Annotated in this window: 16 protein-coding genes; 7 read left to right on the forward strand and 9 right to left on the reverse strand. The window is 64.3% G+C overall.

Translation table 11 applies throughout. The features are described 5' to 3' along the window. Window positions 1-2: 2 nt before the first annotated feature. From lpxB to AS156_RS15150, 3 genes are all read left to right on the forward strand, one after another. The gene (gene lpxB, locus AS156_RS15140) at window positions 3-1,178 is read left to right on the forward strand and encodes a lipid-A-disaccharide synthase (protein ID WP_066505431.1); all 1,176 of its coding nucleotides are present in this window, start codon (window positions 3-5) and stop codon (window positions 1,176-1,178) included. Window positions 1,179-1,291: 113 nt separating this feature from the next. Beyond that, window positions 1,292-1,945, forward strand: coding sequence for an SRPBCC family protein (locus AS156_RS15145; protein WP_066505432.1), 654 nt, complete (start codon window positions 1,292-1,294; stop codon window positions 1,943-1,945). 6 nt (window positions 1,946-1,951) lie between these two features. After that, window positions 1,952-2,287: an ArsR/SmtB family transcription factor gene (locus AS156_RS15150; RefSeq protein WP_066505435.1), complete on the forward strand. Its 336-nt coding sequence runs from the start codon at window positions 1,952-1,954 to the stop codon at window positions 2,285-2,287. Between the two features lie 32 nt (window positions 2,288-2,319). Here AS156_RS15150 and gltA read toward each other — a convergent pair whose 3' ends face one another. Next, on the reverse strand, window positions 2,320-3,621 hold the full coding sequence (gene gltA / locus AS156_RS15155; RefSeq protein ID WP_066505872.1) for a citrate synthase: 1,302 nt from the start codon (window positions 3,619-3,621) through the stop codon (window positions 2,320-2,322). A gap of 161 nt (window positions 3,622-3,782) precedes the next feature. After that, entirely contained in the window at window positions 3,783-5,204 is a 1,422-nt protein-coding gene (gene gltX / locus AS156_RS15160) for a glutamate--tRNA ligase (protein ID WP_066505438.1), read from the reverse strand. A gap of 194 nt (window positions 5,205-5,398) precedes the next feature. Between gltX and AS156_RS15165 the strand changes: the two genes are divergently transcribed. Together AS156_RS15165 and AS156_RS15170 are read left to right on the forward strand one after the other, a co-directional pair. Continuing rightward, window positions 5,399-7,081, forward strand: a complete 1,683-nt coding sequence (locus tag AS156_RS15165) for a glutamine--tRNA ligase/YqeY domain fusion protein (RefSeq protein ID WP_066505441.1) — start codon at window positions 5,399-5,401, stop codon at window positions 7,079-7,081. Window positions 7,082-7,207: 126 nt separating this feature from the next. Then, complete coding sequence (locus tag AS156_RS15170; RefSeq protein WP_066505443.1) at window positions 7,208-9,493, forward strand: ComEC/Rec2 family competence protein; 2,286 nt, start codon at window positions 7,208-7,210, stop codon at window positions 9,491-9,493. On the opposite strand, the gene AS156_RS15175 is transcribed toward AS156_RS15170, so the two are convergent. From AS156_RS15175 to AS156_RS15195, 5 genes are all read right to left on the reverse strand, one after another. Continuing rightward, window positions 9,490-9,717, reverse strand: coding sequence for a hypothetical protein (locus tag AS156_RS15175; protein WP_066505445.1), 228 nt, complete (start codon window positions 9,715-9,717; stop codon window positions 9,490-9,492). The two genes, AS156_RS15170 and AS156_RS15175, sit on opposite strands and share 4 nt — an antisense overlap. A gap of 154 nt (window positions 9,718-9,871) precedes the next feature. Next, window positions 9,872-10,300, reverse strand: coding sequence for a hypothetical protein (locus AS156_RS15180; protein WP_066505447.1), 429 nt, complete (start codon window positions 10,298-10,300; stop codon window positions 9,872-9,874). A gap of 302 nt (window positions 10,301-10,602) precedes the next feature. Then, window positions 10,603-11,307, reverse strand: a complete 705-nt coding sequence (gene lexA, locus AS156_RS15185) for a transcriptional repressor LexA (protein WP_066505450.1) — start codon at window positions 11,305-11,307, stop codon at window positions 10,603-10,605. Window positions 11,308-11,534: 227 nt separating this feature from the next. Next, the gene (locus AS156_RS15190) at window positions 11,535-12,746 is read right to left on the reverse strand and encodes a molybdopterin molybdotransferase MoeA (RefSeq protein WP_066505453.1); all 1,212 of its coding nucleotides are present in this window, start codon (window positions 12,744-12,746) and stop codon (window positions 11,535-11,537) included. Between the two features lie 44 nt (window positions 12,747-12,790). Then, complete coding sequence (locus AS156_RS15195) at window positions 12,791-13,417, reverse strand: HAD family hydrolase (protein ID WP_066505456.1); 627 nt, start codon at window positions 13,415-13,417, stop codon at window positions 12,791-12,793. Between the two features lie 1,017 nt (window positions 13,418-14,434). Between AS156_RS15195 and AS156_RS15200 the strand changes: the two genes are divergently transcribed. Then, window positions 14,435-15,346: an amino acid ABC transporter substrate-binding protein gene (locus tag AS156_RS15200; RefSeq protein WP_066505458.1), complete on the forward strand. Its 912-nt coding sequence runs from the start codon at window positions 14,435-14,437 to the stop codon at window positions 15,344-15,346. A 358-nt stretch (window positions 15,347-15,704) separates the two neighbouring features. Beyond that, window positions 15,705-16,190, forward strand: a complete 486-nt coding sequence (locus AS156_RS15210) for a hypothetical protein (protein WP_066505463.1) — start codon at window positions 15,705-15,707, stop codon at window positions 16,188-16,190. Window positions 16,191-16,420: 230 nt separating this feature from the next. Here AS156_RS15210 and AS156_RS15215 read toward each other — a convergent pair whose 3' ends face one another. Then, window positions 16,421-17,254: an ABC transporter substrate-binding protein gene (locus tag AS156_RS15215; protein ID WP_066505465.1), complete on the reverse strand. Its 834-nt coding sequence runs from the start codon at window positions 17,252-17,254 to the stop codon at window positions 16,421-16,423. A 39-nt stretch (window positions 17,255-17,293) separates the two neighbouring features. After that, a complete protein-coding gene (locus tag AS156_RS15220) occupies window positions 17,294-17,992 on the reverse strand; it encodes an ABC transporter permease (protein ID WP_066505467.1) in 699 nt (232 codons plus the stop codon). Between the last annotated feature and the right edge of the window lie 146 nt (window positions 17,993-18,138).

Genomic DNA, 18,138 nt, shown 5'->3' on the forward strand with positions numbered 1-18,138 from the left:
CGATGCCGAGCAATCCCGCCAAGATGCAAAAGATATTCCTCATCGCGACCGAGGAATCCGGCGACCGGCTCGGCGCCGCGCTGATGCAGGTGCTGCGCCAGCGGCTCGGCAATGCCGTGCAGTTCTCCGGCGTCGGCGGACGCGGGATGACCCGCGAGGGGATCGCGCCGTTGTTCCCGATCGAAGAGCTGTCGATCATGGGCTTTGCCGCGGTCGTGAAGCAATTGCCGAAGATCCTGCAATTGATCCGCCGTACGGCGGATGCGGTGCTCGCTGCGGCACCCGATATGCTTGTCATTATCGACAGCCCCGATTTCACCCATCGCGTCGCCCGCCGCGTCCGTGCGCGCAATCCGAACATCCCGATTGTCGATTACGTGTCGCCGTCGGTCTGGGCCTGGCGGCCGGGCAGGGCGCGCGCGATGCGAGGCTATGTCGATCACGTGTTGGCATTGCTGCCGTTCGAGCCCGAGGAGTATCGCAAGCTGGACGGACCACTCTGCAGCTATGTCGGTCACCCCCTGACCGAGCAGCTTGCGTCGCTTCGCCCCAATGCGGAGGAGCAGAGGCGGCGCGACGCCGAGCCGCCCGTGCTGCTGGTTCTGCCGGGCAGCCGGCGCAGCGAGATCAGGCATCATCTGGCACTGTTCGGCGCGGCGCTCGGCCAGCTCGGCGAGCGAATGAAATTCGAACTCGTGCTTCCCACCATGCCGCATCTCGAGACGATGGTTCGCGCGGGCGTGGCGGGGTGGCCGATCGCGCCGAGGATCGCGGTCGGCGAGACCGAGAAGCGCGCGGCATTCCGTGTCGCGCGCGCTGCGCTCGCGAAGTCGGGCACTGTGACACTGGAGCTTGCGCTGTCGGGCATTCCGATGGTCACGGCCTATCGGGTCGGCGCCGCGGAGGCGTTCATCCTGCGGCGTGCGATCCGCGTCTCGTCGGTGATCCTCGCCAATCTCGTGATCGGCACCGACGTCATCCCGGAGTTCCTGCAGGAAGACTGCACCCCGGAGAAGCTCGCGCAGGCACTTGGTGATGTGATTGCAGATACGCCCGATCGCCTGCGGCAGCTCGTGGCGTTCGGGACGATGGACGCGAAGATGTCGACGGGTGACCAGCCGCCAAGCGTCCGCGCAACGGATATCGTGCTGGCGACGATGGGGCCGCGGTCCAGCTAGCGAATTTCATGCAGCTGTTCTCAGGCGGCATCTCGCCGCAGCACTTTCGCTTGCATCGAATTATTAGAATGCATTAATATTAGATATGGCTAATATATCTCGTGGAGCCTGAAATGAAGATCGATCCAGTCGCCTATGTCGGAGCCGTCATTCGCGAAGTCGCTGTCAGGGAACATGACGGCAAGCCGGCACGGGCGGTGATCGCGACCCGCAGCTACGACACCGACATTACGGATCTTTGGGACACACTGACCAATCCCGTGCGCATTCCGCGCTGGTTCCTGCCCATCTCAGGCGATCTGAAACTCGGTGGTCACTACCAGTTCCAGGGGCAGGCGGGGGGCGAAATCACGGCTTGCGAGCCGCCGCGCCGGCTCGCCGTTACCTGGGAGGCGATGGGCAGTGTCAGCTGGGTGACCGTGACATTGGCCGATGATCCCTCCGGGGGAACGCGCCTGGAGCTGGAGCATCTTTCGGTTATCGAGGGCGACTTCTGGGATCGCTTCGGACCGGGCGCTGTCGGCGTCGGCTGGGACCTCGCGCTGATGGGTCTGGCTCTGTACCTCGCTTCGGGCAAGGACTTCGACCGCGGCGCGGCCGCGGCATGGCCGGCCTCAGACGACGGCAAGGTTTTCATTCGCCGCAGCAGCGAGGATTGGTGCAGGGCCTCGATCGCGGCAGGCACGGATGAGGCTGCGGCGCGAAGGGCGGCGGCCAACACGACGGCGTTCTATTGCGGCGAGCCGGAGCCGGGGAGCGGAGGCTAGCGATCCGTGCACGCCTTCGACATCCTCGGCGATCCCGTCCGACGGCGCATCCTGGAATTGCTCGCCGGCGGCGAGCACAGTTCCGGCGACATAGTAGCTGTCGTGCAAGGTGAATTCGGCATCACTCAATCGGCGGTATCGCAGCAGTTGCGGATCCTGCGCGATGCGGGCTTCGCGTCCGCGCGTGCCCACGGTACGCGGCGCATCTACGCGCTCGAGCCGAGGCGGCTGCGCGAGGTCGACGACTGGCTCGACGGGTTCAGGGCGTTCTGGCTGCCGCGCCTCGATGCGCTCGCGACCGAAGTCGCGCGCGGCAAACGAAAACGGCGCCATCAGGAATGATGGCGCCGTCCAGTGTTCGTTGAGAATCGAGCTTACTTGCGCTTGTCGATCGGCACGTAGTCGCGACGAGCGACACCGGTGTAGAGCTGGCGCGGACGGCCGATCTTCTGCTGCGGATCCTCGATCATCTCGCTCCACTGGCTGATCCAGCCGACGGTGCGCGCGACCGCGAACAGCACGGTGAACATCGACACCGGCAGGCCCATCGCCTTCAGCGTGATGCCCGAGTAGAAGTCGACGTTCGGGTAGAGCTTGCGGTCGATGAAGTACGGATCGTTGAGCGCGATCTTCTCGAGCTCCAGCGCGACCTTGAGCATCGGATCGTCGCCATGCCCAGTCTCCTTGAGCACCGCGTGACACATCTTCTGCATGATCTTGGCACGCGGGTCGTAGTTCTTGTAGACGCGGTGACCGAAGCCCATCAGGCGGACTTCGCTGTTCTTGTCCTTCACCTTGGCGATGAAGTCCGGAATGTTTTCGACCTTGCCGATGCCGTAGAGCATGTTGAGCGCGGCTTCATTGGCGCCGCCATGCGCCGGGCCCCACAGGCAGGCGATGCCGGCCGCGATGCAGGCGAACGGGTTGGCGCCCGACGAGCCGGCGATGCGCACGGTGGAGGTCGAGGCGTTCTGTTCGTGGTCGGCGTGCAGGATCAGGATCTTGTCGAGCGCGTCGGCGAGCACAGGATTGATCTTGTATTCCTCGCAGGGCACCGCGAAGCACATGTTGAGGAAGTTCTCGGCAAACGAGAGCGAGTTCTTCGGATACACGAAGGGCTGGCCGACCGTGTACTTGTAGGCCATCGCCGCCAAGGTCGGGATCTTCGCGATCATGCGGATCGAAGCGATCTCCCGCTGCTTCGGATCGTTGATGTCGGTGGAGTCGTGATAGAACGCGGCGAGCGCGCCGACTGCAGCAACCATGATCGCCATCGGGTGGGCGTCGCGGCGGAAGCCCTGGAAGAAGCGGGCCATCTGCTCATGCACCATCGTGTGGTGCGTGACGGTGTAATCGAAGCTCTTCTTCTGCGCCGGGGTCGGAAGCTCCCCGTATAGCAGCAGGTAGCAGGTCTCGAGGAAGTCGCCATGCTCGGCGAGCTGCTCGATCGGGTAGCCGCGGTATTCGAGGATACCGGCGTCGCCGTCGATGTAGGTGATCTTGGACTGGCAGCTGCCGGTCGAAGTGAAACCAGGATCGTAGGTAAACACACCTGCCTGGCCATAGAGCTTGGCGATGTCGATGACATCGGGCCCAACGGTGCCGCTCAGTATCGGGAAATCATAGTTTTTGTTGCCGATGGTGAGTGTGGCTGTCTTGCTGGATTTTGCGTCCATCGCGATATCCCCGATGAATTCGTTGTGAAAACCGGCCTTGCCCGGTCGCATGATTTGCGGCGCGTGGCGGGGCGTGACGGCTTGTGAAGAAGGCGTCCGAAGATGGGTAGCTTATTGCAATGTGCGCTGCAAGATGGACCCTGGAGGGGGTCCATGCAGGATTATGTCGCCTGATCGGCGAGGCGAGCCAGGCACTCCTGGCGTCCCAGGACAGCCAGAACGTCGAATATGCCCGGCGACGTGGTGCGTCCCGTCAGCACCACCCGCAGCGGCTGGGCGACGGCACCGAGTTTCAGGTTGTTCAGTTCGGCGAAATTCCGCATGGCGGTTTCGGTGGTTTCTGCGTTCCAGTCATTCACCGCCTCGAGCGCTGCGCGCAGCCGGCCGATCAGCGCACGCGTTTCCGGCGTCAGCAGCGCGGCCGCTTTCGGTTCGATCGCGAGCGGACGGTCGGCGAAGATGAAATAGGCGCCGCTGATCAGCTCGATCAGCGTCTTGGCACGTTCCTTCAGGCTCGGCATCGCGCGCAGCAATTGCGCGCGCGTGGTGTTGTTGAGCTTGGCCTTGAGCGCAGCTCCCTCGGGGACGTAGTCCAGCACGCTCTCGAACTGGGTCACGAGGGATTGATCGTCGCTGTTGCGGATGTAGTGACCGTTGAGGTTCTCGAGCTTGGCGAAATCGAAGCGCGCCGCCGAGCGGCCAACGCCGGACAGGTCGAACGCGTCGATCATCTCCTGCGTCGAGAAGATTTCCTGGTCGCCATGGCTCCAGCCGAGCCGGACGAGATAGTTGCGCAACGCGGCGGGCAGATATCCCATGGCGCGATAAGCGTCGACGCCGAGCGCGCCATGACGCTTCGACAGTTTCGAGCCGTCGGGACCGTGGATCAGCGGAATGTGGGACATGCTCGGGATGCCCCATTCCAGCGCGTCGTAGATCTGCTTCTGGCGCGCGGCATTGATCAGGTGATCGTCGCCGCGGATCACGTGGGTGACGCCCATGTCGTGGTCGTCGACGACGACTGCCAGCATGTAGGTCGGGGTGCCGTCGCCGCGCAATAGCACGAGGTCGTCGAGGTTCTCGTTCTGCCAGACCACGCGGCCCTGGACCTGATCCTCGATCACGGTCTCGCCGGTCTGCGGCGCCTTCAGGCGGATGGTCGGCTTGATGCCTGCCGGAGCGGTGGAGGGATCGCGGTCGCGCCACATGCCGTCATAGAGACGGGTGCGGCCCTCGGCGCGCGCCTTCTCGCGCATCGCGGTCAGCTCCTCCGGGGTCGCATAGCAGTAATAGGCGCGGCCAGAGGCGAGCAGGCTCTCGGCGACCTCGCGGTGACGGGCGGCGCGGCTGAACTGGTAGATGACGTCGCCGTCCCAATCGAGCTCAAGCCACCTCAAGCCGTCCAGGATGGCGTCGATGGCCTCCTTGGTTGAGCGTTCGCGGTCGGTGTCCTCGATCCGGAGCAGCATGTTGCCGCCGTGCTTCTTGGCGTAGAGCCAGTTGAACAGCGCGGTTCGGGCCCCTCCGATGTGGAGGAAGCCGGTGGGCGAGGGGGCGAAGCGGGTAACGACGGAATCGGTCATGGTCTATCGAGGCGTATGCGTGAACGGCGGTGGTGTATAGCAGGAACCGGACATAACTAAAGCCTGGGATGGCCTCCGGCTGGCCGAGCCAGGCTGGGCCGAATCTCGGCCAAACCGGACTTGGTCAAACCGCACTTGGCCCAACCGCACGAATTTGGCAGAACGTGCGCCAGACTCCTCCAGGGAACCTATAGATGACGATTGATACGGCGACGGCAGAGGCAGGGCGCGACTTCATCCGCGACATCGTCCAGGCCGATCTCTCCTCCCACAAGCACAGCCGGATCGTGACCCGCTTCCCGCCGGAGCCGAACGGCTACCTGCACATCGGCCATGCCAAGTCGATTGCCCTGAATTTCGGCATCGCCCAGGAGTTCGGGGGGCGGTGTAACCTGCGCTTCGACGACACCAATCCGACCAAGGAGGAGCAGGAGTACATCGACTCCATCCAGGCCGACGTCCGTTGGCTCGGCTACGACTGGGGAACCAACCTCTTTTTCGCCTCCGACTATTTCGATCGGCTGTATGACTGGGCCGAAGGCCTGATCAAGGCCGGCTACGCCTATGTCGACGACCAGTCACAGGATGAAATCCGCGCCTCGCGCGGCACCCTCACCGAGCCCGGCAAGAACTCGCCGTTCCGCGACCGCTCGGTCGACGAGAACCTCGACCTGTTCCGACGCATGAAGGCCGGCGAGTTTCCGAACGGCACCCGCGTGCTGCGCGCCAAGATCGACATGGCCGCCGGTAACATCAACCTGCGCGACCCCGTGCTGTACCGGATCCTGCACGCTCACCATCCGCGCACCGGCGACAAATGGTCGATCTATCCGAGCTACGACTATGCCCACGGCCAGTCGGACGCGATCGAGGGCATCACCCACTCGATCTGCACGCTGGAGTTCGAGGATCACCGGCCGCTCTACGAGTGGCTGCTCGACAAGCTGCCGGTGCCGTCGAAGCCGCGCCAGTACGAAATGGCGCGGCTCAACCTGACCTACACGCTGCTGTCCAAGCGCGTGCTGACCCAGCTCGTGCGCGACGGGCATGTCTCGGGTTGGGACGATCCGCGAATGCCGACCATCGCGGGCCTGAAGCGGCGCGGCGTGCCGCCGGCCGCGGTGCGCGAATTCATCAAGCGCATCGGCGTGGCCAAGGCCAACAGCGTGGTCGATGTCGGCATGCTCGAATTCTGCATCCGCGAGGAACTCAACCGCACGGCGCAGCGCCGGATGGCGGTGCTGCGGCCGCTCAAGGTCGTGATTGAGAACTATCCGGAAGGGCAGGTCGAGGAGCTCGAGGCGATCAACCATCCGGACAATCCGGACGCCGGCACCCGCAAGATCGCCTTCGGCCGCGAGCTCTATATCGAGCGCGACGACTTCATGGAGAATCCGCCGAAGAAGTTCTTCCGTCTGTCGCCGGGCAATGAGGTGCGGCTGCGCTATGCCTACTTCATCAAGTGCACCGGCGTGATCAAGAACGACGCCGGCGAGATCGTCGAGCTGCGCGCGACCTACGATCCCGCGACCAAGGGCGGCAACGCGCCCGACGGCCGCAAGGTGAAGGCGACGATGCACTGGCTGTCCGCGGCACAGTCGAAGCCGGCGGAGATCCGCATCTATAACCAGCTGTTCGCCAACCCGAGCCCGAACGCTGCCGACTTCGCCGCCGACCTCAACCCGCAGTCGCTCGAAGTGCTGACGGACGCGCGTGTCGAGCCTGCGATCGCCGAGAGCAATTCGCCCGACGCGATGCAGTTCGAGCGCCAGGGCTATTTCGTGCGCGATCCGGACACGACCGCGGACAAACTGGTGTTCAACCGCACCATCGGCCTGCGCGACACCTTTGCCAAGGAAGTCGGCGGGAAAGGCTAGGCCTTCCCAGGATCGCGTCGTAGGTGTGCACCGGTGCCCTGGTGCGCGCAGGTTGCCGCTTCGTTCCGCTAGTCGGCTGACCGCGGCTTCCGCTAGGCTTGCAACCGGGCAGGGATCGCAAGCGGAATGGCGGAGCAGGGCACGACGCCGGGCGGCAAACGCGGCTACGCGGGGACGTGGCCGCCGCGCGCGGCCGTCCCCGCGGGAGGCTATATCCCGGCTCCCGTCAGCATCTGGCCGCCCATCGTCGAGACATTGCGGCAGTGGGCACGCGCCGAGGCGGGCGCCGGGCGGCTGCTGCCTTGGGTACCGGTGGCATTCGGTACCGGCATCGCGTTCTATTTCGCGGCCGAGCACGAGCCGGTGCTGTGGGTCGCAGCTGCCGTCGCGGCCACATTGTGCGTGCTGGCGCTCCTGCTGCGGCGGCAGAGGCTGTTTCCGGCAATCGTGATGGTGGCGGCGGTTGCCGCAGGCTTTGCCACGGCGACGTGGCGGACGGCGCGCGTCGCGCACACCGTGCTGGCGCGGCCGATGTTCTCGGTGACGCTGACCGGCTTCGTCGAAACGCGCGATATCCGCGAGAAGACCGACCGTTTCGTGCTGCGTGTCGTCTCGATGGAGAGCCCGCGCGACACAACGAAGCTTGAGCGCGTGCGGCTCTCGGTGAAGAAGGGCACCGCGCCCGAAGTCGGCAGCTTCGTCGGATTGAAGGCGCGGCTGTTGCCGCCGCTCGGCCCGCAGCGCCCGGGCTCCTATGATTTCGGCCGTGATCTCTACTTCCAGGGCATCGGCGCCTCCGGCTTCGTGATGGGGGCGGTCAAGACGACGGAGCCACCGGCGAGCGGCGGTCTCGTGCTGCGCTACGCGGCGTTCATGCAGGGCCTGCGCGACGCCATCGACGCGCGGATCCGCACCACGCTCGACGGCGACCAGCGCGCGATTGCGACCGCGCTGCTCACGGGCCGGCGCGATGCGATCACGACGCCGGTCAACGATGCGATGTTCATCTCGGGGCTCGGCCATGTGCTGTCGATCTCCGGCTACCACATGGCCGTCGTCGCGGGCGTGGTGTTCTTCGCGGTGCGGGCGCTGCTCGCGCTGTTCCCGGCGCTGACGGCGGGATATCCGATCAAGAAATGGGCGGCTGCGGCCGCGCTGGTCGCTGCTGCGTTCTATCTTCTGCTGTCGGGGGCCGAGGTTGCGACCCAGCGGTCGTTCTTCATGACCGCATTGGTGCTGATGGCAGTGATCGTCGATCGCCGCGCCATCACGTTCCGCACGCTGGCGGTGGCGGCGTTGATCGTACTCGTGATCATGCCGGAAGCGCTCGTGCATCCGAGCTTCCAGATGTCGTTTGCGGCGACCCTCGGGCTGGTGGCACTGGTGCAGATCGGGATGCCCAATCTGCTGGCGTCGCCCGATCACTCGGTGACGGCGCGGGTGGCGCTGTGGGGCGGGCGCGAGGCCGCCATGCTGGTGCTGGCCTCGCTGGTGGCGGGGCTCGCGACGACGCCCTATGCCGCGTTCCATTTCCATCGCGTGACGCCCTACGGGCTGCTCGCCAATCTGGCGGCGATGCCGGTGGTGTCGGCGGTGGTGATGCCGGCCGGCCTGCTCGGGCTCGCCGCCATGCCGTTCGGGTTCGACGGCGTGTTCTGGGCGATCATGGGCGTCGGCATCGACTGGATGATCGTGGTGACGCAATGGGTCGCCGCGCTGCCGGGCGCGGTCGGCCGCATGGCGGCGTTCGGGACCGGGCCGATGATCGCAGCGAGCGCGGGCCTTGTTCTGCTCGGGCTGCTGCGTACGCCGCTGCGCTGGTCGGGCGCGGCTTTGCTGGCGGTGTCGCTGGTCTGGGCGGTGCGGGTGCCGCAACCGGACGTCCTGATCTCCGCGGATGGCCGCAACGTCGCGGTTCGCGGCGGGGACGGGCGGCTGCATCTGATGCGGAGCGGCAAGGATGCCTTCCTCGTGAAGGAATGGCTGGCGGCGGATGCGGATGCGCGGACCCCGGCCGATCCTTCGCTCGGCGATGGCGTCTCCTGCGATGAGAGCGGCTGCGTGACCCAGGGTACCGGCGGCGCGCTGGTTTCGCTGGCGATGCGGCCCGAGGCGCTGGCCGACGATTGCGAGCGTGCGGTGCTGATCGTGACGGCCCGGTCGGCACCGCAGGGCTGCGCGGCCTCCGTGATCGATGCCGAGCGGGTGCGGCGCCACGGTGCGTTGGCGTTGCGGCGCACCAGCGACGGCTTCGCCATCCATGCGGTCAAGCCGAGCGGGGTCGACCGGCCGTGGTCGCCGGCGGTTCCCGGTGACGGCGAGAGCGAGGCGGCGCTACGCGTGCCCGGCACCGCGCCGCGGCCGGCGGTCGATGCGACCCCGGCGGAGGCCGATCTGCAGGGCGACGACTAGGGTTGATCGGGCTGGGGAGTGGTCGGGATCTCGAAGAGGCCGAGGTGGTATTCGGCCGAGTCGGGGTCGGCGTCGGGCTTCTTGACGAGGGTGAAGACCGCCTCGGGAAACTGCTGCCAGACCTTCAGGTCATCGGCCGTGACCGTGAGCCAGCCGAACCGGAACATGTAGCGGCCCGGCTCCGTGACGCGTCCAGCCTTTTGCCATGTGACCTTGTCGACCACCGAGCACGTCCATCCTTGTCCGTGCGCGATGATGCGCCAAGGCGCCGTCTGACGCAAATCCCCGACTGCGCCCCGGAACCCGCAGTCCCGGGGTCGCTCGAAATCGCTTAGGTCACCCGCCGCGGGACGGACTCATCCTGCGGCCAAGATGCGCTCAACCCAAAAACAGCGACGCGAATGCAGAGGGCCGTCGCTCCACCACCTTCGGCTTTTGCGTAACCGGCGGGTGAAGTGCCGGCAGCTGCAGCACGGTGACGCGCTGTCCTTCGCAGAGCTGGGTCACCAGCACGTGGTTGCCGTCGGGGAATTCGACCGCATCATGATGGCGATCGGGGACGTCGGGCTCGACCTCGTTGAACACACCAACGCGGAAGCCGATCGTCTTGGTCCAGATCCAGCGACTGTCGTAGCGGACGTTCTCGACGAATGCGAGTTCGGTGCCGGGAAGCATGCATACCGCGACAGTGGGATCATTCTCCGAAGCAAAGCCGCGGGTAGACGTGCCGCGGAATGTCGTGGTGATCAGCGTCTCTCCGACAATGGCGGGGCGCGATGCCACGGCGTGCAGACTATAGTCACACATCGGATGGCTCCTCATTTCGAGATAGCGACCCGTGCCTCTCCTGAGGCGCAGGCCTCTACCAGAGTGGACGACAGCAAACGAGTTTCTTCCCGTTTGTGGGCGATTGTACGACTGGCTGCGTCTGGCTCCGATCACAAACACGCTACAGCGACCCGGAGGTATCGGGGCGCACCGGAGACGGGCGCGCAGTACAGTCCATGAAGCAACGGCGCTCAACGCCGCTCGTTCCCTTGCATCCTCAAGCATCGATTGCGCAACGCACTGCGTCGTCGCGCCGGGACATCCGCTGCCGTCAGTCACCGTCAGTATTTGCGATAGAGACCGATCAACTTGCCCTGAATCCGCACCCGGTTGGGTGGCAGGATGCGCACTTCGTAGGCAGTGTTGGCGGGCTCGAGCGCGATCGACGCGCCCCGGCGGCGGAAGCGCTTCAGGGTCGCTTCCTCTTCGTCGATCAGCGCCACCACGATATCGCCGGTATTGGCGGTCTCGTTGCGCTGGATCAGCGCCATGTCGCCGTCGAGGATGCCGGCATCGACCATGGAATCGCCGCGGACTTCCAGCGCGTAATGTTCGCCGGTGCCGAGCATGTCGGGCGGCACGCTGATGGTGTGACTGCGGGTCTGCAGCGCCTCGATCGGCGTACCGGCCGCGATCCGACCCATGACGGGGACTGCGACCGGACGATTGCCGTCCTCCTCGGCGATCGGCGGCGTAGAGGGGCGCTTGCCGAGCGTGCCTTCGATGACGCTGGGCGTGAAGCCGCGACGGCCATTGCCGCCACCGGCCGAGAGCTCAGGCAGCTTGATCACTTCAATCGCGCGGGCGCGGTTCGGCAGGCGGCGGATGAAGCCGCGCTCCTCGAGCGCGGTGATGAGGCGATGGATACCGGATTTCGAGCGCAGGTCGAGCGCGTCCTTCATCTCGTCGAAGGAGGGCGGGACGCCGGCCTCTTTCAGACGTTCGTTGATGAAACGCAGAAGTTCGTACTGTTTGCGCGTGAGCATCTCGAGTATTCCCCCGGTTGATAGCGTCGTTCGATTCCGAGACTTTCAGGAGGCCTCGCCTCGGGAGCGCGTGACACGCAGGACTCCCAGGCGCGCTCCCAATTGTAGACACCAGTACTCGAAACAAATCATGAACGGACACTATATGTTCGATATGTGTTCCGCAACCACTTAATTTCCGGTGAATGCAGCCGACAATGACGGCAGATCGGCGCGATGACGCAGTGTCATTCCGGCAGCGTCAGAATCTCGCACGCATCGCCCTCGGAGGCCGCTGGCGCAAACGGCGGACGGATCAAAAGTGCCCGTGCCGCAGCGAGATTCCCCAACAGCGAGCTGTCCTGCTGGGTGACGGGCGTTGCGATCAGCGTGCCGTCGTCACGCTCTTCCAGTCGCGCTCGCAGATAGTCCTCGCGCTGGTCGTTGGCGCCGAGATCGCGGCCGAGCAGGGCGCTCTCGCGGGCATGATGAATCACTTTTCGGCCGCTCAGGGCCCGAATCAACGGCACCAGAAACAGGAAGGCGCAGACGTAGGAGGACACCGGATTGCCGGGCAGGCCGATCACCCGCATCGCGCCCAATCGGCCGTGCATCATCGGCTTGCCGGGCCGCATCGCGATCCGCCAGAACGCCATCCGGACGCCCTCTGCCTCCAGCGACTGCTTGACGAGGTCGTGGTCGCCGACCGAGGCGCCGCCGGTGGTGATCAGGATGTCGGCATCGACGTCGCGGGCCCGGCGGATGCCGGCCGTGGTGGCGGCGACGGTGTCGGCGGCGATCCCGAGATCGACGGTCTCGGCGCCCTCGGCGCGGGCCAGTGCCCGCAGCGCGTAGCCGTTGGAATAGACGATCTGGCCGGGGCCGGGACGGGAGCCCGGCATCACCAGCTCGTCGCCGGTCGCCAGCACCGCGACCTTCGGGCGGCGGCGCACCGCCAGTTCCGGATAGTTCATGGCAGCGGCCAGCGAGAGCGCCCGGTCGGAGAGGCGGCTGCCGCCCGCAAGCAGCACGTCACCCTCGCGGAAGTCGACGCCGGCGGGGCGGATATGCCGGCCCTTCGCGGCCGCTTCCGTGATCGTGATGTGATCGCCGTCAATCCTGGTGTCTTCCTGGATGATGATGGCGTCGGCGCCGTCAGGGATCACCCCGCCGGTGAAGATCCGCACGGCTTCGCCCGCACCGACGGTCCGCTCGAACGGCCGGCCGGCGGCGACCTCGCCGATCACCTTCAGCCGGGCCGACAGGTCGGAGGCATCGTCCGCGCGCACCGCATAGCCGTCCATTGCCGACATCGCCTGCGGCGGCTGCGTACGCCGCGCCGCGACGTCACGCGCCAGCGTGCGGTGATAGGCGATATCGAGCGCGACCATCTCTTCAGGCAGCGGCTCGGCGCCGGCGAGAATGGCTGACAGGGCATCGGCAACCGGCATCAGGGCCACGGGCAGGCCTCCTCAAATCCCAGGAACTCTACATCCCGGGGTCTTCATATCCCAAGTGCGGTGAGTGCCCTCGCCACGTCATCCGTCGATGTCACGTGGATGGCATGAAGGCCGCGCGCCCGCGCACCCTCGATATTGGCCGCCGTGTCGTCGAAAAACAGGATCCGCGACGCCGGCACGCCGATCGCTTTTACCACATGATCATAGGCCGCGGCGTCGGGTTTTCGAAGCCCGATCGCCGACGACAGGAACACGGTGCGGAAATGGCTGAGCACGTCGGCATAGGCGACCGAGAAATGCGCGATGTGGGCCGGGTTGGTGTTGGAAAAGGCATAGAGCGGCAGCCGCTTCGCCGCGCCGGCGAGCAGCGGCGCGATGCCCGGCATCTCGCCGGTGAAGATAGCGTTCCAGCCCTCGAGGAATTGCTCATCGGTGAGATCTATGCCGAGCGACCGGCGCAGGTTCGCGAAGAACGCCGCGTCGTCGACCTTGCCGACCTCGTGATGCTTGAAGCTGTCGTCGACGACGAAGCGCCTGGCGAGATCGGCCGGCGCGCAGCCGGCATGTCCCGCCCAGTTCGCCATCACCCTGTCGAAGCTGATATCGATCACGACGCGGCCGATATCGAACAGCAGCACGTCGACGGAATTGGGGGAGAGTTGCGTGGTCATTGCAGCAACGATGTACGAAAATTGCGGGCAGGCAGCAATGTCTTCGATGGGCGGGGGGAGCGGGAGGCGTGGCGGGCGCGTGTCACATCATTGCGAGCATTTGATCGGATATATCTACTCATCGCACGTGACTACCCCGACAGCGGTGTCGTCCCTGCGAAGATTATCAATCCCGTCATCCTGAAGAGCGCGGAACGCGCGTCTCGAAGGATGCACGGCCCGACCGGTGGCCGTCGATCCTTCGAGGCTCGCTCCGCTCGCACCTCAGGATGACGGGGTTAGCCTCTGATCCACACATCAAATTGCAGATAAGCGTCCGCATTCTCGCGACTTGAATCGTCCGAGCTATGGATCTCGTTTCGCCCTCTCTGAAATCAGAGGGCGCAGGGAAAGCCGGGTGCCGATCGCACCCATGGGTCCCGTGCAAAATAGTAAGCACGGGAGGTAGGACCACAGGTGTAACCGGAGCAATCCGGCTTTCCCTGCGCGATGGTTTACGGCTTATACGGGCTCTCCCCGGCGAGACCGGGCTCTTTTGTCACCGTCATCAGCAAGAGAGCTTGGCTCTCGCTGATAAGACACCTGCCACTAGGGCGTCAGGCCTGCACGACTTCGCCGTCCGCCTCATACGTGCTCGTCAGTCACGCAATCGGCGTCCACCGCATCTCACCGCAACACTCGTGACGATCGCGACGCGCCCCTCAATCGGGTGAGACGGGCAATTCATACATCAAGTTACGATTCTGATAAACAGAAATATTTTTCACGTGCAGGCTTGACGGATTTTACCGAGCTGCCCGTCGGGTTGTTTTGTCGCACTCGAACGGGCGAGATTGTCATTGTGACATCAAGGGTGCGTCGCGCGACCAGCGCATAACAAAGCGCGATAGCTGATAGAAACATCTTCGTCTGGCTCCTTGCCCCGGTGCGAGCTATCACGCATGCTTGCGTCTCTGCTCAAGGCATTCGCATGGCTCGGGCACGAAGAGCCCGCACACTTGATCAATGGAGCCATCGATGCGTTTGCCCGCCGTTCTTTTGGCAGTCACCTTTGTCGCGTGCCCTGCGGCAGCGGACGAGCTGTCCGGCACGCTGCAGAAGGTCAAGGAAACGAAGAAGATCACGCTCGGCTACCAGGAGGCCTCGGTTCCCTTCAGCTATCTCGACGACCATCAGCGGCCGATCGGCTTTGCCCTCGATATCTGCCTCAAGATCGTGGACGCGGTGAAGAAGCAGCTCGGCACGCCTGACATCGCCGTCGACTATCTGCCCGTGACCTCGTCGAATCGTATCCCCTTGATGGTCAACGGCACGATCGACCTGCATTGCTCGGCGACCACCAACAGCGCCGATCGCCAGAAGCAGGTGACCTTCACCAACACGCATTTCCTCAGTGCAACGCGGTTTGCCGCCAAGAAATCCTCCAACATCAACACCATCGACGACCTGAAGGGGAAGGCGGTGACGGCCGTGGCCGGCTCGGTCAACCTGGCGCAACTCGCCAAGATCAATGCCGACCGCAAGCTCGGCATCAAGATTCTTCCCGCGCAGGACCAGGCTGAGGCGTTCCTGCTGCTGGAGACCGATCGCGCCCATGCCTATGCGCTCGATGATGTGCAACTCGCCGTCGCGATCGCGCGATCGAAGGAGCCTGCCGCCTACATGATCAGCACCGAGATATTCTCGAAGCCGGAGCCCTACGGGATCATGCTGCGCAGGGAGGATGCGCCGTTCAAGGCGTTGGCCGACCGGACCACGGCCGAGCTTTACGGGAGCCCGGAGATCGAGGTCATGTACAAGAAGTGGCTGGAGTCGCCGACCCCGCCGAACGGCATCAACTACAACGTCCCGATGTCGCCGGCGCTGCGCAACGCGTTCAAGAATCCGAGCTCGAGCTACGATCCTGACGTCTACGCCGTCGCCAGGTAACGCCCAATAGCGCGTCGATCCGGATCCGGTCGCATTGATCGACCGGTTGCGCAAATTCGTCCGCACCGACGTACCGAAATGGTTGTGAGATTGCATCGGAGACGTCTCGGCCGCGCAGCGGCCGATTGTGCTCGCGCCGCGTTTGATGTCTACGCTGTCTTTGTTCACCGGGGCCGGCCGGCCACAGACCCTGCGCGTGGTGGCCCGCAAGGACGGCAAGGGCAGCTGTGGCGATGCGGTCCGACTTGTCGCTTCAGGCGACCAATTTTGCGGCGAACCTCTGATTGTCGTGGTACTATTCAGCGTCTCGCTCAGGAGGGACAGATATTTTCAAAAATGCTTTTAGGAGGGGAATGTCATGCGAAGCCATGCAATTGCCTTGCTGATCGCCATTTCCGCTACGCCTTCCGCGTTCGCGATCGAGCTGCCAAAGGAGGGCAGCTACGACTATACCGCGTGCTGGACGGGCGTTAACAACACGATCGCTTTTTCCAAGGGCAACACCGCGTCCGGTTACGAGCTGACGGGTAGTATCCTCAGCAATCCTCCCGGTGGTATGTTTGACAAGAACAGCTTCCGCTGCGTGGGGATGAATGCCTCGCTTGACGGGAAGTTCACGGGGGGAGCCGTATGCGAGAGCGTGGATGTGGACGGCGACAAACGCCTGTCAAAATTTTCGCTCGCGAGTGATGGAAGTCTCACCCGGGAAACTGTTGCCGGCACCGGCAAATACGAGGGCATGACGGTCACCGGCACAGTCCATCCCTTGGGTCCGTTTCCGGTCGTGAAAGACGGAACGGTTCAGGACTGCAATCATCAAACCGGCACGTATAAGCTGAAGTAAGTCCACAACGGGAATGAGCCGCTGCTGCTCTCCTTCAGCGGCGGCTTCGCGCAACTGGGATCGCAAGTCGGCGGCGCAACGACGATCGGGGCGGCCGCGCAGGTCGGCTGTTGACCCTAGAGCATGATCCGGAAAAGTGTGAAGCGGTTTTCCGAAAAGATCATGCTTAAACAAGAAGCTAAAGCGCGATGACGATTCAACCTGATCTCGTCGCGCTCTAACCGCCAGACTCAGGCGTTGGGATCATTCGCATTCGGGTAAAAGAGCTGCCGGCCGTTGATTTTGTAGCCGGCGATTGCGTTCTGCCCTTCCGGGGAAACCAGCCAGTCGATGAAGCGCTGGCCCGCATCTTTCTTCACCGTGGGATGCTTGGCCGGGTTTACCAGCATGACACCGTACTGATTAAACAGGCGCTTGTCGCCTTCAACGAGGATTGCCAGATCGCCGCGATTCCGGAACGCCAGCCATGTGCCGCGATCCGAGAGCACGTAGGCGTTTGACGCCGATGCGATGTTCAGCGCGGCGCCCATGCCTTGGCCGATCTCCTTGTACCAGGGGCCACGGTCCTTTGCGATGTCGACGCCGGCGTCCTTCCAGAGCGCAAGCTCGGCAAGATTGGTGCCGGAGCGGTCCCCGCGGGATACGAACGGCGCGGCCTTGGTTCGTATCATTTGCAGCGCCGTCAGGACATCCTTGCCCTTGATCCCGGCCGGATCGCTCTTCGGACCGATGACGACAAAATCATTGTACATCACAGGATAGCGCTTCACGCCGAAGCCCTCCGCGAGAAACTTCTCTTCGGCTGATTTTGCGTGAACGAACACCACGTCGGCATCGCCGCGGCGCGCCGTGTCGAGCGCCTGGCCGGTGCCCTGAGCCAGCACCTTCACCTCGATGCCGGTCGTCTGCCTGACGATCGGCAGCAGATAACCGAACAGGCCGGAGTCCTGCGTTGAGGTCGTCGATGCCACGACTATTGATTGGTCTTGTGCGGACGCCTGAGCGCTCAGCAAGGTGAGCACGGCGACGGTCACTGTTCTAAATGAGCTGAGCCAACGGTTCATGCGAGATGTCTCCCCGGCGCCAATGGATGTTTGTGCCGTTCAGCGGCCCGCGATGACGCGGCCGAAGAAAAGGCTCAACGCGCTCACGGTCAGCGAAATGATCACCAGAATGAGGCCCAAAGCAAGTGCGAAGCTCAATTCGCCCTTGCTCGTCTCGAGAGCTATCGCCGTCGTCATGGTCCGCGTATAGCCGCGAATGTTGCCACCCACGATGATGATTGCTCCGACCTCCGCGATTGCCCTGCCAAACGCCGCCAGGAACGCGGTGAGGAGGCCATCGCGCGCAATGCACATCAGCGGCCAGGTGGCGCGCGGGCGCGAGGCCCCATCGGCAAGGAGGGCATCGCCGTAGGTGGCCCATACGTCCACCATCATCCGGTGAACGAGCGCCACCACGATCGGAAGGCCGAGGCAAGCCTGGGCGATGATCATGGCCGTCGGCGTGAACAGGATCCCGAGCGAACCCAGTGGTCCGGATCGGGACAGGAGAAGATAGACGGCAAGGCCGACAACGACAGGCGGCAGCCCGAGCAGGGCGTTGGCGGCTACGATCAACGCGCCTTTGCCGCGGAAGCGATAGATGGCCAATGCCGTACCAAGAGGAGCCCCGAGCACAAAGGCGAAACCGCTCGCGGTCAGGCTTACGCCGAGCGACAGTGCAACAATCTCGCAGAGCTCGGCATCAAGATGGCCGATCAGGCTGGCGGCTGTTTCCAGCGCGTGGGCGAAGTCGTTCATTCAGTCTTACTAATCCATAACCGGGCAGGTGCGCAAAATCACGCGAGGCTGCCCAAGGCCAAGGTGGTCTTTGCGGCCGGTCGATGTGCGATCCCTCAGCTTCGACGCGGGCGGTGATTTGAGTTGGCGCCTGGAGTCGGTTCTGA

It is taken from the genome of Bradyrhizobium macuxiense (assembly GCF_001542415.1).
Taxonomy (GTDB): Bacteria; Pseudomonadota; Alphaproteobacteria; order Rhizobiales; family Xanthobacteraceae; genus Bradyrhizobium; species Bradyrhizobium macuxiense.